Origin of the sequence: Paraburkholderia phenazinium (genome assembly GCF_900141745.1) — a bacterium.
GTDB lineage: Bacteria > Pseudomonadota > Gammaproteobacteria > Burkholderiales > Burkholderiaceae > Paraburkholderia > Paraburkholderia phenazinium_B.
Genome location: NZ_FSRM01000002.1, coordinates 1,790,739 through 1,814,118, shown reverse-complemented (window position 1 = coordinate 1,814,118; position 23,380 = coordinate 1,790,739). Strand labels below are relative to the sequence as shown.

Sequence of the window (23,380 nt, the reverse complement as noted above, 5' to 3'; positions counted from 1 at the left end):
GAAGATTCACTTCGGCACGACGCGGCGTAGCGCGTAAAGGAGCATGAGGGAGCCAGACACGAGGCCGGACCGTTCAAAAAAAACGGGCCGCGTTCGACGCGGCCCGCAGAGACTGGGATAACTCAGGAACCGAACATCCGCTCGAGCGCATTTTCGAGGTGCGCGCGCATCGCCCGGCCGGCTCCGGGGCCGTCCTTGCGGCGGATTGCTTCGAGCACCGCGAGATGCTCGGCCTGCACCAGCCGCTGCCGCTCGACCGTCTTCACCAGCGACAGGTTGCGCGACAGGTTCATGCTGAACACGATCTGCTCTTCGATAAAGGACATCACGGTAATGAAGAATGGATTCTTCGACGCCCGCGCAACCGCCAGGTGAAACGAGAAGTCATCCTTCGCGCCGATCCCTTGGGTTTCGACGATGCGCTCCAGTTCGTCCCACGCGAACTGGATCGCGTCGATGTCGTCCACTTCAGCTTTTTCCGCGGCGAGTTCGGCGGCCCCGCCCTCTGTGACAATGCGAAATTCGTAGCAGCGACGGATATCGGAGAGCGTTTCGAGCGGCGCAAAGCGGCGCACGTCCGGATCGGGGCGACGCGCGACCGTAGTGCCGGAGCCGTGCCGCGTCACGATGATGCCGTCGGCACGCAGACGGGCCAACGCCTCGCGTACCGTGGGCCGCGAGGTCTCGAAGCGCTCGGCCAGCGCGTGTTCGGTGGGCAGCCGCTCGCCTTCCTTGTACTCGCCTTCGAGTATGCGATTGAGGATGTCGCCGTAGATCTTGTCGGGCAGGCCCGTCGATTTGCGCTCGTTCATCATCGATGAAGGTTTCAGCTTGTCAGAATAGGCCACAATTGTAAGGCAAACAGGGTGGATTGCCTGCTCAAAGATTGGTTAGATGGACTGCACGCCCGCCGCAAAGGCTCACCGGACGGCGTTCCGCCTATATGACCCTACCTGCGGAAATTTGCCAAGTGTTTGATTTACATCCCGACAAAAAAACACAATCCCGCACATGATCTAAGCTGAAACCGGCAATCAGGCGGCAACAGGCGCAGCCGGTCCCGAACCCTTTCCACGCGGAGTCCAACATGTACAAACGTATCCTCGTAGCGGTCGACGGCAGCAATACCTCGCGCCGCGCATTTGAATCTGCGCTGAACCTGGCGGGTTCCATGGGCGCGGTACTCCAGCCGTTCTACGTCGTCGAAAACACGCCAATGTATTTCGAGGCGCCCGGCTATGACCCGTCTATCCTGCGTAACCGGCTGATCGAACAGGGCAAGGAACTGGGCGCAGAATTTACCCAGGCGATGCGCGAAAAAGGCGTTTCCGGCGAGGTGGCGGTCGCCGAGGCCACGGCGGTCGACGATGTCGCCACCGTGGTGCTGAAGGCCGCCGCCGCGTTCAACGCCGATCTGCTCGTCATGGGCACGCACGGGCGCCGGGGCGTTCAGCGGCTATTCCTCGGCAGCGTTGCCGAACGCTGCGTGCGTCAGGCTGCGCTACCCGTGCTGCTGGTGCCTTCGGCGGCAGGACAGGAGCACGACGCCGCATCGGCTTGACGCGTCATTTTGCCGCGAAACGGTGGATAACCACGGTGGGACAATGGATTAATTCCCTTACAAACGGTCGTACACCATGCTTACGCCCACCGCCGTAGTTCGGCCTCCAGCCCGTCGCCGCCGCCCCTCCACCAGCCTGCCGGTACCCCGCAGCATCGCGCGCTGCTCGAACTGCGCGATGCGGCCGCTCTGCATGCCGCAAGGTCTCTCCCCGGACGAACTGCCGAAGCTCGAAGCGCTCATCTGCAGCGCGCGCCCGGTCCAGCGCGGCGAGACGCTATACCGCTCCGGCGACGCGTTCGGCAATCTGTACGCGGTGCGCTCCGGCTCGCTGAAAACCACCCTGGCTTACCGCGACGGCCGCGAGCAGGTCACGGGCCTGCGCCTTGCCGGCGAGGCACTCGGCTTCGACGGCATCAGCGAAGACCGGCACGCCTGCAGCGCAACCGCGCTGGAAGACAGCACCGTGTGCATCATTCCGTACGTCAAGCTCAAGCGTCTGTGCCGCGACATCGGCTCCATGCAGGAGCGTCTGCACAAGCTGATGGGCGAGCAGATCGTCCGCGAGGCCGCGCAAATGATGGTGCTCGGCTCGCTGTCCGCCGACGAACGGGTTGCCGCGTTCCTGCTCGATGTATCCGAACGCAACGCAAAACGCGGATATTCGTCCGCGGAATTCAACCTGCGCATGACGCGCGAGGACATGGGCAGCTATCTCGGCACCACGCTGGAAACCGTGAGCCGCACCCTGTCAAGATTTCAAAAGCGCGGCCTGATCGACACGCAAGGCAAGTTCATCCGTATCGTCGATCTGGACGGACTGCGGCACGTGTAAGCCGTGAGGCGTCACACCGCGCGGCCCCGCGCGCCGCGCCTGTCCCAGGACGCTTCAGTTCCGCCACCATCCGCCTCCCCCGTGGCTCCGCCTTGGCACGTCTCCTGCGACTGCGGTACAGTCTTCAAACTGTCCCCCATCCAGGAGACCCGGCGACATGAATCGCGACCCCACCCCGCATCATCCGCTAGTCCAGCGCCTGATCGACGCGCGTCAGATCACAGACGCCCTCTTCTCCATCGTCAAACCCGAGTACCTGTACGAACGGCCGATCCGCGAGCGTCACCGGATCGTGTTCTACATCGGCCATCTCGAGGCGTTCGACCGGAATCTGTTCGATCAGCGTCTGTGCACGTTGCCCGCCTTCAATGCTTCGCTCGACCAGTTGTTTGCCTTCGGCATCGACCCGGTCGACGGCGGCCTGCCGACCGACGTGCCCGACGACTGGCCGTCGCTGGAGGCCGTGCGCGGCTACGGCCAGCAGGCACGCGAACAGATCGACCGTGAACTGGCGGCCTTGAACATCGACGGCGACCCCGAGGCGGATGACGCCCAGGATGCCACGGCCGCGCAGCTGCTGAACGTGGCCATCGAGCATCGTCTGATGCATGCCGAGACGCTCGCCTACATGCTGCATCAGTTGCCGCTTGCGTGGAAGGTAGACGCACCCGGCCGTGAAGACGGCCAGGCGCCGACGAGTTCCGAGCGTCGCACCTTCGGGCCGGAGGAAGCGGCCATGGTCCGGGTGCCGGCGGGTTCGACGCTGCTCGGCATGCCGCGCGACAGCGGCCGCTTCGGCTGGGACAACGAGTTCGGCGAACTGCGCGTCGACGTGCCCACCTTCGAGATTGACCGCTACATGGTGACGAACGGCGCCTTCCGCGAGTTCCTGCTTGCCGGTGGATACCACCAGCGGGCCTGGTGGAAAGACAAGGACTGGGTCTGGAAGGAAAGCGAGGGCATCAGCCACCCCGCCGGCTGGTCGCAACGCGACGGTGACGGCGAGTGGATGCTGCGCACCATGTTCGAAGAGATCCCCTTGCCGCTCGACTGGCCGGTCTACGTCAGCCACGCGGAAGCCAGTGCGTACGCCCGCTGGGCCGGCAAAGCATTGCCAACCGAAGCGCAGTGGCAGCGCGCCGCGCACGGCGCCCCGCACGCAGCGTCAGGCAACTTCGATTTTCGTAGCTGGGATCCGCAGGCCGTGGATGCGCATCCCGACAACATTAGCGCATTCGGCGTGGAAGGTCAGTTCGGCAACGGCTGGGAATGGACCTCGACGTTGTTCGATGCTTTGCCGGGGTTTGAGCCGTTTCCGTTCTACCTGGGATACTCAGCGAATTTCTTCGATGGGCAGCATTACGTGTTGAAGGGTGGTTCGCCACGCACCGCGCAATGCATGTTGAGACCCGCGTTTCGCAACTGGTTTCAAGCGCATTATCAGTATGTGTATGCGGGGTTTCGGTGTGTGCGCGCGTGACAAACAAAGCGTAAGTTGATCGTCAAAACAGCCTTATGCTTTATTGCAAATACTGGCCGACTTATGCTTTATTTTCCCCACCCAAAGCGAATATGGAGGCGAGCAGAAAACGTGCGGGGTGTCTCGGGACGAGTATGAGCTGCCCCCAACTAAAGCTTACCTCGTATTACCAGTTTCAGTATGCGACTGCTTTCCGTGCCGGGCCAGAACCCTGCCCCTGTCTCCGAGCGAGCAACGCACTCTGTAAGCCGGCCGCCCGTCGCCTCAACTTCTCTCTTGATCTCATGCAGCCTTTGCACGAGCCGTTGCCTACGCGCGCGACGCCTCTTGGCCCTTTCAATTTCGTCCTTTCTTCTTATGGTGGCTACTAGTTCCGGGAGTATTACTTCCATCCTCCTTGGAGCGACGCGCACCGATTGCGCGAGTTCATGTAACGACATTCCAGGCATCTCACCAGCCGCCTGTTGAAACGCTAGAGCGAGCTCAGCATCGCGGATCGTCCTGCGGCGCGCCCGGGGGATAGCATCGGACGGCTGGTAAGCCCGCTCGATTTTCCCGTCAAGCAGACGTACGAGATTCGCGCCAGTTGTCAAGCATATCGTCATCAGCAAATCGATGGGGACCCTTGATCGGCCGCCAAGCGTATACAAGTGACCCACATCCATTCTAAAAAATCGGGATGCCTCCATTACGCTGCCGAACTCATCAACGAGGTGGCACAAGACCGCCTCAGCAGCGACGCCACGATCAAACTCCTTGCCATCCGATATCGCCGCAATCAGATCGGCCATCTGCGAGGCGATTATAAGTTTGTTCCCGGTTGCCCGTCTTGCAGGGTGTTCGGAACAGCCATACGACACCGATCCACAGCATGGACATACACCAAATAGATTCGGTGCCTTTGCGGACCCGTACTGCATCGGGATGAGACACGAGCAAGACATTAAGTCGATCTCATGGAATGGACATGCGTCCACTATGGAAATGTCCCACAGCACCCGGCCCCACGCATCTGGAAATGGAGATTCCTCAACACACACAGGGCAATAACGCCCGGCGCCATCTATCCCTCCGATCATTAAAGCGAAGTTATTTCGAAATGGTAGTAGTGCGCATTTATGAAGACCGTCGCAGCCCGTCGCTAAAGTGAGCGATTCTGCCTCTTTGCCCGGACTGTTATATCGATTGCGCAATCCGCGACGACTCGGATAAATTTCGGAAAGGTACGATTTTAATTTCACATAAGGTACGCAGTGCTGGAACGCGAGGCGACGCATGAAGCTTCCGACGCTTTCGCAGTCCCACAAACCGAGACCAATAGGCTTCAACGGATAAAGGATGGTTCCCGTCGTTTGCACATCTACCTGATTTACCACGGTACGTACCTTTATCAACTAGTGCAACTAACCATTACGTATCGAAGACTCGACAATTCAAGAAATCTAGCCTACGCGCGCTAGAAGCAGATCGGCGAGCACGCTGTTTGGAGTTGGTGATCGAAAAACCTCGGGCAATGTGAACGACTAACCTGTCATCTCCTCGTTGGTGCAATCGCTGCACTTCGGCATCGCCCTACTCGCGCTGTACTAATGCAGCGGCTGACGAGACTAGTCGTTCTGCGCATCCTGCTCACGCCTGAAAGGCTCTTCAAAGCGTGAGCCTCGACTTACACAAATGCCCGATTCGAGCCACACATTGCGTAGCGTAACGGATTTACCTGCGTTCTTCAGATTCTGGGCAACGGATTCAATCGATGCTTGTGCCTCAAGTATGCGCGCGGCCGTATTAATGCTTCTTGCCGAGCGCCAACGCGCTGTGAGCATCGCCGCCTCCTCCGGCAGACGTTTCGAAATGGTTGAACGGTCGCAACCTATATAAGCCGCAACAGCCGCCACGGAGGGATCTTGCAGGACAGCAAGCGCAGAATCTATCTTTTCGCGCAACTCATCAAGAGAAGTGATCCGAGTTCGGCGCGCGTGAGGCTTATAGCGAAAGTCCGCCCCTTCGGAGCATTGCGCCGGGCCTCGCAACACATCAACGACATTTATACCGCATGCCGCGCAGAGCGCGAGCAGAGGGGCGTACTTGATAAGCCTGACTCCGTGAATCCAATCGTATAGCCTGGCTTTGTTGAACCCGCATACTGCAGCTGCGCGAAATGGGAAGCCATCGCCTATCTGGGTCGCGAGCCCGCGGATACGCTCAGGCGCCAACGGTGCGTCAAAATTCTCGCCATCCGAGACCGCAGCAATGAGCATCGCTGACTGACGCGCCACCCACTGCTCTGCGAGCGACGCGCCTACGTGGGAAACCGCCCGGCAAGCGTAGGCGATCGAGCCACACTCGGTACAGACCCCTGGCATGTGAACTCTATGCCACCTCGGACGGCGTTGGGGTGTCTCCCGTCCGCATTCAGAATCGACCAGTCGCACCGCGTGAACCGGACAGCAACTGACTGCCTTCAGATCCCAAAGAAGCGGACGGTGCAGTTGGGCAAACTCTGCGGCTCCGTAGCACAGCGGACAGTGGCGAAGACGGAGAGAGGACATGCCCGCCAAATCTATGACGCCATCAAGAGAAGCTAGCGAAAGCCGACCGACCGCCTGAATTCCGGTCGCTCCGACGAGGGCGTCCCGGAGTGCCAGCGTGCGTTGCTTCGCAAAGACATCCACCGCGCGGTCTTTCATCCACGTCGAGAAATGACGCCAGATTTTGAAATCGTTTGCGGAATACCGCGCCAGTCCCATGTTGACCAGATCATCGACGCTAACGCAATGCGCCAAAGCCAACCTGCAAAGGTAACTCACCAGACCTTCGCAATCTCCCGTCCCTATCCCCATTGGCAGAAGCCCATAAAACAACGGAACAGGTTCTCGCGCCAGCGGTAGACCGGAACGCAAGTCTTCGGACATGGCGGACTGCATCGTATCTGCGTTCACTTCACCTTCCCGCCACGAGCTTTTCCATCTCCGCAACGCGATCCAGATCAATGGTTGACTCATCGAAATTTTCTCTTATCAACATGGCTTCACCGGCCTCGACTGCTTTCCGGATCTTTTCGATAGAGTGCTTCTTCTTGAGCGCAACGGGTATGAAGCCTTCCTTCCACCTTCCCGAGTTCTCTATCTGGCAAATCAGACATCGCGTCAAAAATTCCTTCAGCAATCCGACGATACCTAACGTCGCCGTCAACAAGTCGCTTGCTACCAGTTCAAATCGCGGCACCAGCTCCAGTGGCCAGCGTTCCATCAGTTTTCTTATAATATTTTTGTACTCATCCACATCGCTTTTGTTCCGAACTTTATCCGGTCGATCATTCCTGTACCGGCCGAGATAAACCATTTCGCCTCGCCGCACCACCTGGTCATAGTTTGTCACCATGCCGAACAGATCATAAGGCCCGATCAACAGAATCTGGGTTGAAACGGCGTCCGACAGGTCTTTCACCGAGTCCAAGGCTTTATCGTGATCACCATATCGCAGGATATGGAGAATTTCGTCAACGACGAGTAGCCGTGTGTCACGGTTTTTCAGCATCTGGCATACCGCATTTTGCAAAGCCGGGAGGTCAGCCCGACTACTCGAGCCGATCAGACGATTGTCCCGCACGCCCCATGAGCGCTTCGCGTCAATCATCGGTTCCTGACCTGCCTCCAGGATTTTTCTGAAAAAACCACCCCAGGATACTTTTGCGGCTCCAAAAGCGGGCGCTCTCACATAAATATATGGCCGATGACCGGCTTCAGTCGAGTTCATCCGGGAACCAACTGTCTCGGCCAGCGCTGTCTTGCCCCCTCCGGTTGGCCCGAAAAGTGTAATTATTCCGGTATCGGTGCACGGCCCCAACAGATCCGTTAGCTTAGCTTCCGCACCGTCACGAAGAAGATGCTTTACTCTCAGCGAATAAAAGTAGCGAACTTTCTGCGCATCGGGAAGCGCGAGGACCTGCTCACGAGTCAGCCTGCTATACATCAGCCTCTCTTCGTACGTAATCCTGTGTATTGTCTTAGAGAAGTCCAGCTTCATCTGGCTCGCTCCATGCGGAAGAGGTCGGATCAGACAGCGCGGCAAGTTCGGCAGCCGCTTCTCCACCAGCTCGCGCGATCGCCGCATCGGGCGCCATGTCCACCTCCGAGGAATCGGGCCCAGAGGCTGAACTGCAAGCTGGTTCCTGACGAGGTACCATGCCAAGATCAATGGCTCTTGCAGTTCCCATTCCAAGCGCCTTATAAAGCTCCAATTCGCTCTTCTGTTTCTTTGCAGTGGTCTCGTCAAAACTTATAGGCGTTCTTACCTGCCCAAGACGCACGGCCCGCGATGTCGTATGGCGGTCACGTTCTGCAGCAAGGCGGTTGAAATTTCGCTCCATCCGCTTGGCGTACTCCACTTCGTAGCGCGTTCGACCCCAGTAGGGCTCGAGGTCACGCGCGAGGGCCGTCACCCAGCAATGACCAACATAGACATAGATGACGTTCGCCAGCCACGGCTCGTATCGGACCGGACACGGCTTCCCGCCGACCTTTGCAAATTCCGCATGCCAATAAAACATGCCGCTCTCCCACACACCCCGTTGCGCGTGAACCTTGTGTTCGCTGCGTGGTGGCGAAGGCGCCGTGAGCAGAAGCAGATTCTCGTCAAATTCGACCCGTATATGGTCCCGCCGGCCTGTCTGTTCGAGCCTGGCCTGCTCGTAGTCACACTGCGTCATACCCAGCCCCGGATGAACGTGCCGACGGTATCTGAAGTCGAAAAGAAAGGATTCCATCGCGCGGTAAAGCTGAGGGAACGTCCAGACAGCGCGGCGCGTAGGATCGACTGACTTGGTTACGGTGCGAGCCTCCTTCAACTGGATCGAACAGCCTTCCAGACCGGATAGCAGTTCTTCCTCGGTCAGACCGAATAGCCGCTCAACGTCTTTGCCGCCACGCGGTCGACCGCCTGCCCGATATCGCACATCAATGTTATGGATCTTGCAGAACTGTTCAACCGCGTGCGAGCGCATGTCGGCGCCACCGTCAAAGACCACAATCCGCGGCAGGCGCCTCCACCGACGCACATAGTCCCGGAGTGTCATGAGCACCGACAGCGCGGATGGTGGACGATATGAGAGATAAAATGCGCGTGCACAGGTTACGTTACCGTCCACTGCCGCAGAGAGCCAGAGCTTTCCCCAGTCCTGTCCCTCAGGACCCTTCGTGAAGAGATTAGGCTCGGTGTGGTCGATGTAGCAGACTTCGTGGGGCGCTACGCCATCCACCGGCTCGCGCGCGTCCAGGATCAGAGGAATCTGCCCGTCCCGGTAGGCAACACGTTTGCCGAACCGGGCATTCGGGTCCTCGTATGCCTTGACCCGTTGGCACAATGTTGGATAAGACATGGGCACGACACCCTGTTTAATGCATTCCTCGCAGTAGGTGTCGTAAGTCTTCTTTGCATTGCCGGCCGATGCCGCGTTATGAACGGTCTCAATCGTCGTCTTCGCAAGCAACTCGACCAGTGGTGGAAGCCGGGGTAACCGGTTACCTTTTTCTGCGTGATGCGGTGCGAGCTCGAGCAGGACATCCTGTACGAAGGTGCAGTCGCGTATTGCCTGCCTGGACCTGCCCAGAGTCGCATCGGAATACTGGTCTGCCCCGTCGTCCAAGATTACTGCCTTATATTTCTTTATTCCATCCTTGAGCTCCGTCCTGCTTAAGGAAGCGATGGCGCGCCGTTTCTCGCTGTTAAGCAAAGCAACGCGCTCTTCATCGGTTGCGCGCTCGGCCAGCAATTGCCTTGCTGTCTCGGTGGGGAGGCTCATTCTCCCTCCCGCGCCTGAAGTAAGAAGCACCTCCGCGTCCGGTCCTGTCGAACCCAAGATAACAGTCCACGCCTCTCCTCCATATTGCAGTCGGGTGCCGATTGGGCACGCTGCAAGGCCGGGAAGGGGCAACGGCTCGCACATGAAGTCGCCCCGGCGAATGAGCCGATCGGCCTCGGCAAGGTCAGCATCGCGGTGCATCAGCAGATCGGCGGGATTACCAATACTGTCGGTATTCAGATCAACGAACAGCACACCCTGGACGATCGCCGACAGCAGAACATCCGCTTGGAATCCCTCACGCTTCATCATGTCATCGTAACTGACCGGACCGTTCTGTACGCATTGCCTTAGCCGCTCTGCCGTATCCGAGGAGAGAACCGGTGTCCTTGGATCGTAAAAATCCCGCAGATATCGAATATTCTCGAGAAACCGTCGTGGAATCTCTCGGTTCGTCCGCAGTTGATGCGCAATTCCAAGCGACCCGCAATATTGCTCGCATGCGCGGTCATGCCAGCGATCGCATTCATCACGCCAGAAGCGGCCCACCTTTTTCCATCGATCGTCTTCTTTCTTTTGCATCTGGAATAGGACCGTCTCCTCTTTCCAGTCCTCGAAGCGGGGCGCACCGTCCCCAAGTATCAGAAAATCGAACCAGTGCTGCGACTTGTTTGCGACGCTCCCATCTTCCCGTTGAGTAATTGCAGTGAATGAATGCACATTTGCATAGTATTCCTGAATTTTTTCGTCAAATTCATACCACATGGCCGCACTGGCGTGTAGCGTCCGGCTCTGTACGGTGACGCCCTGCTGCATTTTTGCGGAACGAATCGTCACGACCGTTCGTGTACCCTGATGATTGAACGGATTGAAGTCTGACTGATTGCGCCGGATCTTCTCCACCAGTTCGCGCGTGGTAGCCGGCATCGGATGGCTTGCGAGATACTCAGCTAGTTCCAGTTGACCGAACATTCTGGCACCTGTAATCCATGCATCATGATTGCAACACACTTCTGATTGACGGCGGCGGGATACGGTGGATCCTGACCAACGCTTTTGCGTTCGCCATCAGTTACACACCTGACACGTCCTGAAATAGCAGCTCATGCGCCATATTCCAACGATCGGAAGCCGGAGCACCCCAATCGCGCGCCCACTGTCAGGGACAAGCATAGCTTGCCTGCCCGGGAATCGAGGCATGACCTGCGGTGTGGGCACGTGGTGGGCGGCTGTTTCCAGGCCGTGCACGGCTGGCTGGATAACACGGGCACGTAAGAGCTTTTTCGGCACAAAATCGGGTTTTTATGGGAAAGCCGAAATGTCGATATATGTCCTACAACGGTTTTCAGAGCAGTCTGACGGAATACTGTTTGTATCGGAAACATCGTCTGTGGTATTTTTTTTCAATTGCTGATACGCGCAACCGCCATGTTCGATTGCGAACATCCGTCTTTCCCCATACCGGTTGCCGTTGTTATTTAGTTAACGGCACAAATAAATACACGGCAAAAAAAATGGACGGTTGGCGCGTCATGCCGGGACGGTGAGCGCAATAATGCCACTCTGTTTCGCGTGATAATTAAAGTTATCATTTCTCCAGCGCTCTATCCCGGACATTTATCCCAATCAGTACGTCCTGTATGTATTGGAATAACCGCGAATCACATTAAAATCCGTTTTCGGGCCATAATCAGTTTTATGAGCCGCGCTCCGTCCAATTCCCCCGAAGCCGTTCGTGCGACCGTAATCGCTTTGCTGGCCGAAGCTGGTCAACCCGCGCCTGCGTCAACGGAAGAGTTCCGCCGTCACGTCTCGGTCCGACGAGTCAGGGCGAGGCTCGGGGGCGGTGACACCACAGCGTTAGGGCGGACGATAAACGAGATTGAAGTTGAACTCGTCGCAGCGGGCCGGGCGCACCTGCGCGTGCCGGACATTCCGCCACACGTCTCTGACCTGATGCGAGGGTTATGGACTGCGGCACTGGATGCGCAGACCCACGAGATACTTAAAATCCAGCAGGCGGCGGCCGAATCCGTGGAGAACGCCGAGACCGAGCGCGACAATGCCCGCGCGAGGGTGGATCTGCTGAAGGTGGAACTGGATGATCTGCGTCAGGATCTTTCCACCCGTGACGAAACGGTTGGCGAACTGCGTGCCCGACTCGCGGAAACCGAGACGCAGCTGGAAGCAGCAAATCGCAATGCACGGACTATGGCGGATCGGCTCGATGAGATGAAGTCCCAGCGCGATGAGGCACACCGCGCTTACCAGGAGCGCGTTGATGCACTCCGACTGCAATTTGACGGCCTCGGCAGGCAACTCAGGCTTGAGACCGACACGCTGCGGCAGGGGATGGTGTCTGAAAAGGCAGCCCTCGAAGGAGGGTTGACGAGAGCATCGCAAGTGATTGAAAGCCAGAAGCAAATCATTGAGGAACTCCAGGCCGACCGGCAAAAACTCAGGAGCGAACTCGCGGGCCAGCGCGATGCGGATTCCCCGGTCCGGTAGTCAGGCCGCCCGTTCACTGTTTGAAAGGTTGCATCATGATGCCTTCCGCGTGGATCGACGCGATGGTCGCACCGCCGCGGCGACTGCCAGACCGAATCGACGACGCGATCGAGTATGTGTCCGCGGCGCTGGGTGTCCCTGTCTATGAACGATGGACACCGGCAACGCTGGCACGTCGTTATCCGTCGATGACCGCCGCGAAGAGTGCCCAGCCGGCAGTGTTCAATCTGCTGCTCGATTCGCTCGAAGCCGTGCAGTTCTGGCACGCTGGCACCATCGTGGTGATGACAAGCGAGCAGGCGCCCACCTCGGGACAGGTGCTGGAACAGCTGTTACGCACCCTCACCGTCCGGTTTCGCCTGACGCACCCGGATGCAACGAAACGTTCAGCAGACAATCACCCGATCCCGAAGGGCGACGGCCATGCAGTTGCTATAACCGGTTCCTCCCATGATGAAAGGTGGTTGGCGAGAACGGGCAGGTTCTTCAACGCGGACCCCAGCACAAATACCCTGAGCTCGACGAACGACGCGACGGCACTCCGTGCATTCCTCGTTGACCGTACCGGCCGGTCTTTGCATACCCGGCGCGCGTACGTGACAGAGCTGAAACGGCTGATCGCGTGGTGCCAGTGTGCCGATCTCGGACCGTTATCAGGTCTCACCCGCGAACACTTGATCGCATTCCGTGATACGCTGCCTCATATTTCAGCTCACGCTACCGCCCACCCGCTTGGAGCAGCAAGCTGCGCGCGCGCCATGGCGGTCGTTAAAAGTCTTTACCAGTACTGGGCGAAAACGGGCTATATAACGGTGAACCCCGCACTGGAACTCGGGAGTACCAAGGGCGAACGACCCACGTTCGAGCCGAAGCGCTTTCTGCCAGACAGTGCCACTGAAGCGTGCGATGCATGGATTAGCGCGTGGCTTAGCGCCCCGCCGGCCAACGCAAAACGGAACCGCCAGGCAACCATCCTTGGCCTCTACCGTTATACAGGTGTCAGACTGGCCGAGCTTGCGTGGGAAGACGGCTATCCACTGCTTCATACAGACCGGACAGGATGGACACTCGAGGTGAAGGGGAAAGGTCAACGCGTGAGACGCATTCCCCTTCCTGCTCAATGTGTCAGCTGCATCATGCGTTACCGCGAGTCGCGGGGACTACCGCCCGCTCCGTCTCCGATCGAAGACATGCCTCTCATCCACACCACACGAGGACACGGGCTGGGACGAAGCGGACTATATCGCGAGGTGAAGCTGGCTTTCGAGGAGATCGCAGGCCAGCTTCCAGCCAACGACATCGCCGGACGGTTCGCCCTCATGGCCGCGTCAACCCACTGGCTGCGACACTCGTACGTGCATCACCTTGTTGTGAGCCATCAGGTGCCACTGCCCGTGGCGCAAGCGCTCGCCGGTCACTCATCCGTGCAAACCACGGCAGCATATGCCCTTACCGATCAGTCGCAGCTGCGTAAATTTGTGTCGGAAAGCTTCGGCGACGTGCCAGCGTCGTGATCCTCCCGTGGCGCGACCAGCAAGTGGGGCACTTTCACTGTGCAAGTATTCTTCGCGACACCTCTACTCGGCCCGCACGCTGTGCGCCCCACCTCATGTGACAGTCGGCCATCCAGAATCGATGCAGCGTGCACCGACTGCCGCGGAGTTATCCGCAATTGAACGAGGCGCTGGCGCGTGTTTCCTACGTAAGCGCGCAGCAAACCCGCCTTGACGGATTGCGCTAATTGACTATCACAGGCGGACGCCAGCGATGCGGCAGCAATGCCGAGATGTCGCTGGCCTTGTGGGTCGGCAGCCGCGTGAGGATGTCCTTCAGATAGGCGTGCGGGTCGTGGCCGTTGAGTTGGGCCGAGCGTATCAGGCTCATGATGGCGGCAGCACGTTGGCCTGCTCGTAGCGAGCCGGCGAACAACCAGTTGGCCCTTCCGATAGCCCATGGGCGGATCTGGTTTTCGACCCAATTGTTGTCTAGGCGTCGAGAAGGCGATAAAGATCGTTCAGAGTCCTGACTACTTCGATGCGCAGGCACGTCGACTTCTGTTACCCCTTCTCACGGAGGACGACAAATGGCAGCTTTTGGGAATCGACTTCGGTGTGGCAGCGTGAGCGCACGACTGTGAATTTCTGATGTGCTTCGCCTTTCAAGCAGCGAATGCCGAACTGTCAGCCGCTAGTCCCTACGTTGAAATTGGCTTCTCCTTGCCTGAGAGTTCCGCTGCCGAGTCAGAGTTCATTCCGACAATCGAAACGGTGTTCGGCACGGATTGCCCGCGTTCAATGAGGGTCACGCGCTCACAGGAACCATAAGTGCTTCCGCGCCGAGATAGACGCCCAACGTCAAAGCGTCGTAGCGATTGAAAAATGTCTCGAAGAAAAACCGGTGCGAATCTCCATTGTCATCCGTCAAGATGAGCTCTCGTTCGCCAAGCAGGCCGCCCTTCTGTCGTCCGCAATAGCTGCTCACTGCGTTGAACAGCTCCACTTCAGTGATTCTGGAAAATCTTGCGTGAAAAGCGTGCGACTGAATCAGATGGCGGCATGGACTTGCTGGATCAAAATTGATCGGGCGACGATCCACATGCGGGTGGCAGGTCATGAGGCCCACTACGGGAGTTTCCTGTCCGACGCTCTCGACGAAGCGATAGAGGGTCGTTGAAAGCGTATTCCCATACGTATTTTTGAGATCGATTATTGATTGAAGACACGCCGGCGAGGAGCGGGCTTCGTTCACAAACCGGTCCCGAAGGAAAAGTAGCCGACCGGCCGCGAAATTAGCCTCGGTTTCAATCTGTTCGGCGCAGTCTCTCGAGACCGTGTTCTCGTTATCGCCATGCATCATGTCCTGATGCCAGGGAATGAGACTGTGGCCAATTTCGTGAGCTTCATTCCATCGGTGCTTGAGCAGTGGTACCGCACTGTCTAGCATGATCCGCTTACGATCAGGCAGGTAAAGTGCTTTCAGAGAAAATTTCTTCACTGCATCGAGAATCAGCGCGGGCCGGCGGTATACCTGCACGGCCGCGACGCGGATTCGGCTGATGGCTTCCCGAGCCAGACCAGGATCGTCCGAGGTGTAGAAAGCCAGATCTAACTTGAGGAGCTCACGAACATCTTCAAGCCGCAACGGAGGCTCAGGGTTGCCGAGGCCCCGGAGCACCCGTTCAACTCGACTGTCGATGTCATTTGAAGTCCTGGCAGAAAGAATCAGATTCCTGGCCATAGTTGCCTCATGCAGTTATGTTTACTTCTGCTCGCTGAGTACCGCGACGAACGCCTCCAGGGCGGAGCGCTCGGTTTCATTCAGGTCAGTGACCTTCTCGGATCGAGCCGCGAACCGTATTGCTTCATTGGCAAGATGGCTATCGCGCTGTTGCGATAGACCGGCCAACTGCATCAACTTCGAACTGGGAATCGCGAAATAGCTTGCCAACTGGAAGACAGTGCGCGGCTCCGGTCTGTAGTGTGAATCTTCCTCAATTTCTACGAGTTCGGTGACGTCGATGTCGGCAGCTTCCGCGAGTTTCTCGAGCGTCTGCTGTCGTCCCCTTCTCATGAGTCTGACAAATCTGCCAAAAGCTATCCTGGGATCGGCGGATTCCTCCATCGCATACTCCGGACGCTGTGTGGATGGGTCTGCGGCAAACAGGCCAGCACCGATCTCGACGTCTGTTCCATTCTCGTGCTCAAGCCTCGCCATTTTCAGGCACCACTCTTTCGTTACTTCAAATTTCATGACTAGACTCCTTTGGCGATGAACGCCTCCGCCTGTTCAGGCGTCATCTCAAAATAGCGGAGGTTCTCCTTGGCGGAATCAATTCCCAGGTCCGACATACCGCATACGTTTGCGTACCAAGCGTTGGCCTGCGGCAGCGAGTGAAGTCCAATTCGTCCGCCAAATCCTTCACTACGGCTAAGCTCGATAGCCGCGCGGACTAGTAGCGTTCCCACGCCTTTCAGACGTGGATGTTCAGCGGAGAGGCCAGGGCGATTCCATGGCGCCATTTCGAGGTACTGGATATAAACGAGCGGCTTGCCCTTCTGATGCGGCAACCGGCAGGATTCCAGGGTTTCGACAATCATCAGGCCCTGGGTCATCCCCTGGCACACGATGCTGAAAGATGGAGCCGCAAGCAGGCCTTTGAAGGCCTCAGCTTTTCTGCGCCAGTCCCAATGCCGGTTCTGTGGCCAGAATCGCCTGTCGACACCCTTCTCCTTTAGCTGCTGAAGCGCTCTCGCGAGCGCGGGCATCCAGGCATCTTCCCAGTCGCTAACGTTGGAATCGGAAATGCCCTCGATCAGGCTTGCCTCAACGGCCGCGTCCGAAGCGACATCAACTAGGTATACCGGGAATTGGCTCATAGCATCACAACTTCTGCCTTTTCCTTGGTTTTCTCATCCTCGAAAAAAAACTTGTCGCCTCGCTCAGCCCGTACTTCGACAGCCTGATAAAGCCGCAGCGCCTGCCGAAGGACCGCCGTTTTGCTCAGATCCTTCTTTTCGCAAAGCTCCTCGAGCGCACTCATCTCAGCATCGGTGAGATTTAGGGTCATAGTCTTTTTTGATGTGGCCATGTCTTTCTCCTTACTGTTTCCACAATTTTAGGTCCAAAAAATAGCCATGTCAAAGCTATTGACTAGCTAAAATTTAGCTATATAATCAGTATCAAGCTACCGGGTGGCCGGTTGCTCGAATCAGGGAGAACAGAATGAACATAACGATTGAAGATCTGCAGGATGCGCTGGCGGCAGGCCGCACGATCCGCGACCATGGCCCTTATCATGTGCGGATCGGGATGCAAGGATTCGACTTCAAGAAGGTCGTTCTTGCTGAGCCGGTCGTGACCGGCAACGCAATCCTCGAAGCGGCCGAGGCATTTCCCGTCGAGCAGCACCTCCTCTTCAGGATTACGCGAAGTGGCGTGACGGAAGAGATCCGCCCTGATTCGGCGTTGGATTTGCGCCTGGACGCTGTGGACAGGTTTGTCGTGTTTCGGAGTGATCGCACCTTCCGGTTCCTGCTGGATGAGCGTGCATTCGACTGGGGCGCATCGCAGATTTCAGGCGCCACCCTCAAGCACCTCGCAGGCGTTGACATGTCAGATCACGATGCGTGGCAACTGGGTACGGACGGGACTGAAGCGTTGATTGAGGACGACTGTTTTGCCGACCTTGCAGCACCCGGTGTTGAGCGCTTCATCACCCGACACACCGGGCTGACCATCGTCGTGAATGGCAAGCGCAAGGAGGTATTCCGACGTCGCCTGTCGTACTGGGAGGTCGTGAGGCTCGCGTTTCCCGACGCGGTGAAGAGCGAGAACATCATCTATACGATCAACTATGCTCGCGGTCCGCACGCGAATCCCGAGGGCTCGATGGTCGATGGGCAGCACGTGAAGATCAAAGAAAATATGGTGTTCTATGTCACTCCGACTGATCGCTCTTAATCAGGACCTGCGTCGCCTGCGCGACGAAGGATATGAACTGGAAATCAGATCAGGCTACCTGCTTGTTCATTCCATACCGTACGTAAATTCGAGGCGTGAAGTGTGCCTTGGGGTTCTCGTGTCGGAAATGAATATGGCGTCTCCTGACGTTCTCGATCGCCCCAACACGCATCAAATCTATTTCGTTGGGGAGCATCCGTGCAACCCTGACGGATCTGAACTTGTCCAGATCAAGAACGGAACGAAAACCTACCAGTTGGCCGACAACCTTGTCGCGAACCACTACTTCTCGAACAAGCCGAAATCCGGCGCGTACGAGAATTACTACGAGAAGGTAACGACCTACGCCAACGTCATTTCAAACCAGGCGAGAGCCCTTGACCCGACTGTGGACGCGCGGACATGGAAAACGGTCGACTCCGCTGAGGATGAGTCCGTTTTTCTTTACGAAGACACCGCATCGAGTCGTGCCGGCATCCAAGCGATCGCCGCACGCCTGAAGCACCAGCGCATCGCGATAGTCGGGCTCGGTGGGACCGGTGCGTATGTACTTGACCTGGTGGCGAAAACGCACGCCAAGGAAATCCACCTTTACGATGGAGATCCGTATCGGCAACACAATGCGTTCAGATCGCCTGGCGCTGCATCGCGCGAAATGCTCAATCGCCGGCTCAGTAAGGTTGCGTACTGGGTTGAAGTGTATTCGGCCATGCGAAAAGGTGTCGTGCCTCACGAGGTCATGATCAGCGAGACCAACGTCGCGGAGCTGTCGGGCTATGACTTCGTCTTCATCTGCGTAGACAAAGGTGAGGTTCGGCAACTTATCGTTCGGGAACTCGAACGGCAAACTGTGCGGTTTATTGATGTCGGAATGGGGATTAACCTCACAGAAGACGGAAGCCAGCTCTGGGGTACCTGCCGCATCACCACCAGCACGCCCGCGACCCGTGCGCTTGCGTCCGCCCGAATCCCCAAGGTGGACCGCGATGACGAAATATATGGCTCGAACATACAGATCACCGACCTGAACTGTCTGAACGCAACCCTGGCCGTCATGAAATGGAAGCGTCTTAGCCAGTTCTACGTTGATGACCGCAACGAGTACGACTCAACCTACAACGTTAATCTGAACCAGTTGACAAACGAGGAGCCCGAATCGTGAAGGTTAGCGGGTTCAAACCAATGTTTGTCGAGTACATCCCCGATCGGCTCGACGAGGGTGTTCTCTATCTGTCGATGGAGTTCGCCACTGCCTCTCATGCGTGCGCCTGCGGATGTGGCCGTGAGGTAGTCACACCGCTGTCGCCGGTTGGATGGCAAATGCGCTACGACGGAGAGAACGTCAGCCTTGAGCCATCCATCGGCAACTGGAGCTATCCCTGTAGATCCCATTACTGGATCAAGGGCGGGCATGTCCGCTGGGATAGCGAGATGCCGCAATGGGCCATAGATGAAGGCCGGGAGCGCGACCGGCAAGCAACAAGAAGATATTACGCGGAACGATCGAATCCGGCAGCGCCCGCAGCACAGGTCGAGCAGGCTCCGCAGTTGCATGACGTAACCCAGGAAGCAGACGTCCCCGTCTCGCGTACCTGGTGGGAAAGATTGATTTCTGTTTTCCGGTAAGGGGGACAACAACATGATCGAGCGGCACAGGCGCTAAGCCTCAAGTTCGCGCGGGGCGGTACTACGAACTGCCCTGTCATCTCGAAGACCTTGGCCATTGAATCGCTGGTTTCCAGTCGGGGATTACTGACCAAACCAGCGGACGTTGCGCATCATGTGCGATGGCGATCGCAGCTTGTGATGCATGATCCGGTAGCGGCGGCTGTCGCAGCGATCGGACGCTTGGCTCAAATTGTCGTCGTGTAGACCAGCTCTGCCCAGATTCTCAAGACCGTATTGGTCCCAGTTCAACGAGGAAATAAACATGAAGCTTGCCGAGTACATCGAACATCTCCAAAGCCTACAGAAGCAGTATGCGGGACTAGACATCGAAGTCGCCCAGCGACATCCGACAGTGAGTACGAATGCCGGACTCTATGTCGTACCAGCGAAAGCTCCTCGTGTTTGGCCCGTGAGAACGGAGGACTCTCATTCTCAACTAGTGCCGTTAGGCGCACAACCGCTCGACCCGGCCGCAAAACCGAAAGGCCCCGGTCCACACGGCGTCATCCTTGTGTTCGACGTTCAATGAGTGACGGCTGGTCCCGTATAGGCTCACACGTATCCGATGAGCAGCGGTTGCCAGCATCCAGCAATACATTTGGAGTTCCATAGTGGCGTTGCATACCGTACGTGTTCGGCTACCCGGCGTATCGGTAACGACGGACATGGAGAAGCGTTGATGACCCAAGTGCTACTGCCAATTGACCGACCAGATGCGTGGCCGGCTCGGCTGATATCCCTTCTGGACAGTCTCCACGAATTACTTCTGGACTCGCAGATCGCCCCAACGAAAGTGAATCCGCCAGACCATGACCGAGCGATTCTCGCCGTCGGTGATGCCCTTCGTCCGTATTCGATCACCGGCTGGCACTGCACCCGCCTCACAGATATAGAGATCGCGCAGATCGTCGGATCTGGGATGCAACTGCCCGACGATACGATGCTGCGCCGTCGCATCAATGCGCTGGTCAAATCGGGCCGACTTCCGGGCGACATTGGTGACCGCCTCGCAAGGACCAATCAGGCTGATGAGAGCAATCGCGCAGGACGGCTGTGGTTCTGCTTTTTCCCGCCGCATCGCGCTGGCGAACATGGCATTGGACGCTTTTTCCGTCATTCGGGCGGTGAAGCGCTCTATAACTCCCATGAGGACGACCCAGTGACGTCTCAGATCCTCTGCGCGATCGGAACACCGTGTGTGATCGAGGCCGACGTACCTGTTACCTCACTCGCCCCCGGTACCGGCCTTGCCACGAAGCTCGTACGCACGTATTTGATTAGTCGCGGCTACGGGACGCATGAACCGGTGAAACATGTAGACAGAAGCGTGCAGCCCATTGTAGCTGACTGCATCAGGCAGGTGATCCGTTATCCCGAAACTGACTTCATGGAACTCACCGGATGCGCAACCTGGCGACGTCCGCCTTTAGATGGACAATAAACGCTGTTTCGGAGTGAATTCCGCCTCTGTCCGTGCGGACAGCACGGTATGAATAGGTAATTGCCAAAGTTCAGTCCAACCCCTCCGCCGCGCTCGCCGCTTCGAGGTCCGGCCTGAGAATGTTCCAGTGCAAAGTTAGATCGCCGCGTTCGGCGTTGAATTCACCCAGCCCCATGCTGTCGACAGCGAGGTTGATCAGGTGGATCGCAGCGGCGTTGGCACATAAAAGCGTCGACGCCATGTCGGACGTATCGGGCCCGAAGAAGTACGCGTCTGGCTCGCCGTCGATACCTTCCCTCATGTGGCGAACAAATGCACCCAGCGTCGCGTGTGCCCCGTTCCCGGATGTGAACCTGTACGAAAGTTCGTAGAGCAGCGTGAGATCTGACTCATGAGCAAGCGTCGCAAGCTTCAGTGATCGCGGCCTGTCATACTGCGCTTCAATCTCAGCTTTCCTTCTCCTGAAAATTTCCAGCCGTTCGTCCCCAGCGTCATTTCCGTTGAGTTCGAGAACCCGGTTACATACACCGAGATCGTGCGCTGCATCGTCCTCGCGGAGGCGTTCGAGCGTGCCCTCCACCTTTGCCAATCCGGCCGTTACGATGACGGATTCTGTGCACAAGCGTGCCAGCGCACGAGCCTCTGGCAGCGCTCCGCGACTAGCCATCAGGATGCCCCCCTGGAACGCTCCCAACGCCCGTACGAACCCGGCAATGGCCCACTTTACTTCCTCGCGGAGCTCGTTCAGATCAAAAGCCTTCCGCATTCGCATTCCCATCTCGTTCGCGCGCCCCGCGAACTCGAAGGGCCCGGCGAACAGTTCACGCGCAGCCGTCTGCCAGCCCTCAAGATCGTCAGACAGGAACCCGACTTCATCAAAACTCGCCATGGTGGCTTTCTCCAGTCACCGCACACAATGCCGGGGCCAGCTAGAACTACGCAGCAGCCTGATCCCGCTCGATGGATGTACTGCTTCGCTGAGGCTTGCGCAAGACTAGAGGCACGTGATGGCCTGTAGGGTGGACGGCTTTTCCGGCCAGTCCAGCCGCCGCCAAGCCGAACTGGCTCGTATGGGAGAGTATCGCGGTTTTTCGCGTACGCGAAAAATGCCCCGGGCTTGTCGCGATTTTTGTAGCAACGTTGTAGCTACACGCCACCTTTTGAGATACAATCAACCTACGCGAGATTCCACCAAAGGCCCGCGCGGGATCTCGCTGTTTATCGTCATTTTCAATTTCATAGCAGTATGAAGTAACTATTTCCGGTAACGGTGAAGCGGCTTGGCCTTTGAACTTGCACGGTTCTGGAGTGGAGATATGCAATGGTCGGAACCACTGTTGATAACAAGACAGCCGATGTGCGTACCCGAATCGAACCGGAATTGAAGGAAGCAGCCGTGAAGGTACTCGCACAGAACGGGCTAACGCTGTCTGACGCGATGCGCCTGTTCCTTCGCCAGGTCGTGCTTTACAAGGGATTGCCGTTTGAGGTTCGGCAACCAAATGAGGCAACAGTAAGAGCGCTCAGGGAATCCCGGGCGATGCGGGAAAAGGCGCGCTTCGGCTCTGTAGCGGAGCTAATCGATGAGCTTGAAAAAGAAGGGCGCAAGTAGCAAACGTACGACGCTGCCCCTGCGCAGCGACATGAGTAAGGATTTCAGGAAGGACTGGAATCGGCTGTCGGAGTCGGGGCGTTATGACCTTATCCGGCTCAAGCGGGCCATGATGCTGCTGGGCATGAATGAGGGGCCGCTGCCGGCCGAGTACCAGGACCACGCGTTGACTGGCGACTGGAAGGATCACAGGGAGTGCCATGTTGGCGGCGACTTTCTTTTGATCTACCGGATCACAAAGGACGCGGTGATTTTTGTACGGGCGGGGACTCACCCGGAGCTATTCGGCTGAGTGAAGCGGGCAAGACAAAAGGCCGTCGCGGCATCGCGGCGGCTTTTTTTCGCGTACGCAAATAGCTGGCCAAGGCGGCAGAAAGCGTTCGCCAGCTAACGAAGTGTGCCCTGGCATCCTCTTTGCCAGGCATCGATCTGCGCCATCCAGTACGGTATTGCTGAAGACCCACACGGGCATCCGCAGTGGTGTGACCCGCGAAGACAGGCGGTTCCGACTCGTAGCCGCGGATATCCAGATAGTCAGGAACGGCCGGCACATTTAGGAACACGCCCAGATCATCACGAATACAAATCCGGCTCGACTCCGCACGCGTCGTGCAGTACCTGAGTCTATGACTACTCCGGCGCGTTCGCAGCCGCTGCACTTGCCCAAGGTCGCAGCGCTCCGGATCTGAGCGCGACGCCCGCGTACGGAGAACTGGCATCAAGGTCGAAGCGGAAGGAGTTCTTCTTGTCGGTCAACCCAGGAATGGCGCCATGCCAGAACAACGTTGTCTTCTGGCCTGCCAGTGTCGGAAGGTAGTCGGGCAGCACTTTCTTTTTGCTCGATACCAGTAGCAGGGGAAGTTTCTTGGCTTCATGGAGAAATCGTTTTCTGCTTTCTATAAGGAAGCTATAGTCCGCCTCTCTGACAGTTGACGCGCCGAAAATGATACGCTCGCGCGGATTCAGCGAACTGATTTCATCGGAAGCACTGCCAAGAAACGTAAAGGCAGTCTCG

General features: G+C 57.6%; 21 protein-coding genes and 2 pseudogenes. 11 read left to right on the top strand and 12 right to left on the bottom strand.

Features of this window, described 5'->3' with window-relative positions:
• Positions 1-122 precede the first annotated feature (122 nt).
• Entirely contained in the window at positions 123-812 is a 690-nt protein-coding gene (locus BUS06_RS28035) for a FadR/GntR family transcriptional regulator (RefSeq protein WP_074269329.1), read from the bottom strand.
• A 275-nt stretch (positions 813-1,087) separates the two neighbouring features.
• Between BUS06_RS28035 and BUS06_RS28030 the strand changes: the two genes are divergently transcribed.
• From BUS06_RS28030 to BUS06_RS28020, 3 genes are all read left to right on the top strand, one after another.
• Positions 1,088-1,561 carry a universal stress protein gene (locus BUS06_RS28030; RefSeq protein WP_074267631.1) on the top strand — a complete coding sequence of 158 codons (474 nt, stop codon included), beginning with the start codon at positions 1,088-1,090 and terminating at the stop codon, positions 1,559-1,561.
• A gap of 76 nt (positions 1,562-1,637) precedes the next feature.
• On the top strand, positions 1,638-2,396 hold the full coding sequence (gene fnr, locus BUS06_RS28025; RefSeq protein WP_074267630.1) for a fumarate/nitrate reduction transcriptional regulator Fnr: 759 nt from the start codon (positions 1,638-1,640) through the stop codon (positions 2,394-2,396).
• A 157-nt stretch (positions 2,397-2,553) separates the two neighbouring features.
• Positions 2,554-3,876 carry an SUMF1/EgtB/PvdO family nonheme iron enzyme gene (locus BUS06_RS28020; RefSeq protein WP_074267629.1) on the top strand — a complete coding sequence of 441 codons (1,323 nt, stop codon included), beginning with the start codon at positions 2,554-2,556 and terminating at the stop codon, positions 3,874-3,876.
• 149 nt (positions 3,877-4,025) lie between these two features.
• Here BUS06_RS28020 and BUS06_RS38380 read toward each other — a convergent pair whose 3' ends face one another.
• The 5 genes and pseudogenes from BUS06_RS38380 to BUS06_RS28000 form a co-directional block, all read right to left on the bottom strand.
• Positions 4,026-4,667, bottom strand: coding sequence for a hypothetical protein (locus BUS06_RS38380; protein ID WP_253190076.1), 642 nt, complete (start codon positions 4,665-4,667; stop codon positions 4,026-4,028).
• 165 nt (positions 4,668-4,832) lie between these two features.
• Positions 4,833-5,234 (bottom strand): annotated as a pseudogene (locus BUS06_RS38725) (TniQ family protein); the annotation flags it as partial.
• A gap of 249 nt (positions 5,235-5,483) precedes the next feature.
• Positions 5,484-6,788: a TniQ family protein gene (locus BUS06_RS28010; RefSeq protein ID WP_167379443.1), complete on the bottom strand. Its 1,305-nt coding sequence runs from the start codon at positions 6,786-6,788 to the stop codon at positions 5,484-5,486.
• Positions 6,789-6,816: 28 nt separating this feature from the next.
• The gene (locus tag BUS06_RS28005) at positions 6,817-7,902 is read right to left on the bottom strand and encodes an ATP-binding protein (RefSeq protein WP_074267626.1); all 1,086 of its coding nucleotides are present in this window, start codon (positions 7,900-7,902) and stop codon (positions 6,817-6,819) included.
• Positions 7,883-10,648, bottom strand: a complete 2,766-nt coding sequence (locus tag BUS06_RS28000; RefSeq protein ID WP_074267625.1) for an integrase catalytic domain-containing protein — start codon at positions 10,646-10,648, stop codon at positions 7,883-7,885. Before BUS06_RS28000 ends, BUS06_RS28005 begins: the two co-directional genes overlap by 20 nt.
• Positions 10,649-11,374: 726 nt before the next feature.
• Here BUS06_RS28000 and BUS06_RS27995 point away from each other — a divergent pair.
• The gene (locus BUS06_RS27995; protein WP_074267624.1) at positions 11,375-12,184 is read left to right on the top strand and encodes a DNA-binding protein; all 810 of its coding nucleotides are present in this window, start codon (positions 11,375-11,377) and stop codon (positions 12,182-12,184) included.
• Between the two features lie 62 nt (positions 12,185-12,246).
• Positions 12,247-13,698 (top strand): tyrosine-type recombinase/integrase, encoded by a 1,452-nt coding sequence (locus tag BUS06_RS27990; protein WP_167379442.1) that lies wholly within the window; start codon positions 12,247-12,249, stop codon positions 13,696-13,698.
• 223 nt (positions 13,699-13,921) lie between these two features.
• Here the strand turns inward: BUS06_RS27990 and BUS06_RS27985 are convergent.
• The 5 genes and pseudogenes from BUS06_RS27985 to BUS06_RS27965 form a co-directional block, all read right to left on the bottom strand.
• A pseudogene (locus BUS06_RS27985) lies at positions 13,922-14,173 on the bottom strand (transposase domain-containing protein); the annotation flags it as partial.
• Positions 14,174-14,485: 312 nt separating this feature from the next.
• Positions 14,486-15,421, bottom strand: a complete 936-nt coding sequence (locus BUS06_RS27980; RefSeq protein WP_074267622.1) for an ImmA/IrrE family metallo-endopeptidase — start codon at positions 15,419-15,421, stop codon at positions 14,486-14,488.
• Positions 15,422-15,442: 21 nt separating this feature from the next.
• Entirely contained in the window at positions 15,443-15,934 is a 492-nt protein-coding gene (locus tag BUS06_RS27975; RefSeq protein WP_074267621.1) for a helix-turn-helix domain-containing protein, read from the bottom strand.
• 2 nt (positions 15,935-15,936) lie between these two features.
• Entirely contained in the window at positions 15,937-16,560 is a 624-nt protein-coding gene (locus BUS06_RS27970) for a GNAT family N-acetyltransferase (protein WP_074267620.1), read from the bottom strand.
• Entirely contained in the window at positions 16,557-16,772 is a 216-nt protein-coding gene (locus BUS06_RS27965; RefSeq protein WP_074267619.1) for a ribbon-helix-helix protein, CopG family, read from the bottom strand. The genes BUS06_RS27970 and BUS06_RS27965 overlap by 4 nt, the downstream gene beginning before the upstream one ends.
• 134 nt (positions 16,773-16,906) lie before the next feature.
• On the opposite strand from BUS06_RS27965, the gene BUS06_RS27960 reads away from it, so the two are divergent.
• From BUS06_RS27960 to BUS06_RS37590, 4 genes are all read left to right on the top strand, one after another.
• Positions 16,907-17,644 carry a multiubiquitin domain-containing protein gene (locus BUS06_RS27960; RefSeq protein ID WP_074267618.1) on the top strand — a complete coding sequence of 246 codons (738 nt, stop codon included), beginning with the start codon at positions 16,907-16,909 and terminating at the stop codon, positions 17,642-17,644.
• Positions 17,619-18,806, top strand: a complete 1,188-nt coding sequence (locus BUS06_RS27955) for a ThiF family adenylyltransferase (protein WP_074267617.1) — start codon at positions 17,619-17,621, stop codon at positions 18,804-18,806. Before BUS06_RS27960 ends, BUS06_RS27955 begins: the two co-directional genes overlap by 26 nt.
• Entirely contained in the window at positions 18,803-19,270 is a 468-nt protein-coding gene (locus tag BUS06_RS27950) for a ubiquitination-like system serine protease family protein (RefSeq protein ID WP_074267616.1), read from the top strand. The genes BUS06_RS27955 and BUS06_RS27950 overlap by 4 nt, the downstream gene beginning before the upstream one ends.
• A gap of 721 nt (positions 19,271-19,991) precedes the next feature.
• A complete protein-coding gene (locus BUS06_RS37590) occupies positions 19,992-20,753 on the top strand; it encodes a hypothetical protein (RefSeq protein WP_143787666.1) in 762 nt (253 codons plus the stop codon).
• Positions 20,754-20,823: 70 nt separating this feature from the next.
• On the opposite strand, the gene BUS06_RS27935 is transcribed toward BUS06_RS37590, so the two are convergent.
• Positions 20,824-21,642 carry a DUF5677 domain-containing protein gene (locus BUS06_RS27935; RefSeq protein ID WP_074267613.1) on the bottom strand — a complete coding sequence of 273 codons (819 nt, stop codon included), beginning with the start codon at positions 21,640-21,642 and terminating at the stop codon, positions 20,824-20,826.
• Between the two features lie 432 nt (positions 21,643-22,074).
• Between BUS06_RS27935 and BUS06_RS27930 the strand changes: the two genes are divergently transcribed.
• Positions 22,075-22,365: a type II toxin-antitoxin system RelB/DinJ family antitoxin gene (locus tag BUS06_RS27930; protein WP_074267612.1), complete on the top strand. Its 291-nt coding sequence runs from the start codon at positions 22,075-22,077 to the stop codon at positions 22,363-22,365.
• A complete protein-coding gene (locus BUS06_RS27925; protein WP_074267611.1) occupies positions 22,337-22,657 on the top strand; it encodes a type II toxin-antitoxin system YafQ family toxin in 321 nt (106 codons plus the stop codon). Before BUS06_RS27930 ends, BUS06_RS27925 begins: the two co-directional genes overlap by 29 nt.
• Positions 22,658-23,380 lie beyond the last annotated feature (723 nt).

Excerpts from the sequence above, each read along its gene's own strand:
- BUS06_RS28035 (WP_074269329.1), bottom strand. The coding sequence starts at position 812 with ATGAACGAGCGCAAATCGACGGGCCTGCCCGACAAGATCTACGGCGAC.
- BUS06_RS28030 (WP_074267631.1), top strand. The coding sequence starts at position 1,088 with ATGTACAAACGTATCCTCGTAGCGGTCGACGGCAGCAATACCTCGCGC.
- fnr (WP_074267630.1), top strand. The coding sequence starts at position 1,638 with ATGCTTACGCCCACCGCCGTAGTTCGGCCTCCAGCCCGTCGCCGCCGC.
- BUS06_RS28020 (WP_074267629.1), top strand. The coding sequence starts at position 2,554 with ATGAATCGCGACCCCACCCCGCATCATCCGCTAGTCCAGCGCCTGATC.
- BUS06_RS38380 (WP_253190076.1), bottom strand. The coding sequence starts at position 4,667 with ATGGCCGATCTGATTGCGGCGATATCGGATGGCAAGGAGTTTGATCGT.
- BUS06_RS28010 (WP_167379443.1), bottom strand. The coding sequence starts at position 6,788 with ATGTCCGAAGACTTGCGTTCCGGTCTACCGCTGGCGCGAGAACCTGTT.
- BUS06_RS28005 (WP_074267626.1), bottom strand. The coding sequence starts at position 7,902 with ATGAAGCTGGACTTCTCTAAGACAATACACAGGATTACGTACGAAGAG.
- BUS06_RS28000 (WP_074267625.1), bottom strand. The coding sequence starts at position 10,648 with ATGTTCGGTCAACTGGAACTAGCTGAGTATCTCGCAAGCCATCCGATG.
- BUS06_RS27995 (WP_074267624.1), top strand. The coding sequence starts at position 11,375 with ATGAGCCGCGCTCCGTCCAATTCCCCCGAAGCCGTTCGTGCGACCGTA.
- BUS06_RS27990 (WP_167379442.1), top strand. The coding sequence starts at position 12,247 with ATGGTCGCACCGCCGCGGCGACTGCCAGACCGAATCGACGACGCGATC.
- BUS06_RS27980 (WP_074267622.1), bottom strand. The coding sequence starts at position 15,421 with ATGGCCAGGAATCTGATTCTTTCTGCCAGGACTTCAAATGACATCGAC.
- BUS06_RS27975 (WP_074267621.1), bottom strand. The coding sequence starts at position 15,934 with ATGAAATTTGAAGTAACGAAAGAGTGGTGCCTGAAAATGGCGAGGCTT.
- BUS06_RS27970 (WP_074267620.1), bottom strand. The coding sequence starts at position 16,560 with ATGAGCCAATTCCCGGTATACCTAGTTGATGTCGCTTCGGACGCGGCC.
- BUS06_RS27965 (WP_074267619.1), bottom strand. The coding sequence starts at position 16,772 with ATGGCCACATCAAAAAAGACTATGACCCTAAATCTCACCGATGCTGAG.
- BUS06_RS27960 (WP_074267618.1), top strand. The coding sequence starts at position 16,907 with ATGAACATAACGATTGAAGATCTGCAGGATGCGCTGGCGGCAGGCCGC.
- BUS06_RS27955 (WP_074267617.1), top strand. The coding sequence starts at position 17,619 with ATGTCACTCCGACTGATCGCTCTTAATCAGGACCTGCGTCGCCTGCGC.
- BUS06_RS37590 (WP_143787666.1), top strand. The coding sequence starts at position 19,992 with ATGACCCAAGTGCTACTGCCAATTGACCGACCAGATGCGTGGCCGGCT.
- BUS06_RS27935 (WP_074267613.1), bottom strand. The coding sequence starts at position 21,642 with ATGGCGAGTTTTGATGAAGTCGGGTTCCTGTCTGACGATCTTGAGGGC.
- BUS06_RS27930 (WP_074267612.1), top strand. The coding sequence starts at position 22,075 with ATGGTCGGAACCACTGTTGATAACAAGACAGCCGATGTGCGTACCCGA.
- BUS06_RS27925 (WP_074267611.1), top strand. The coding sequence starts at position 22,337 with ATGAGCTTGAAAAAGAAGGGCGCAAGTAGCAAACGTACGACGCTGCCC.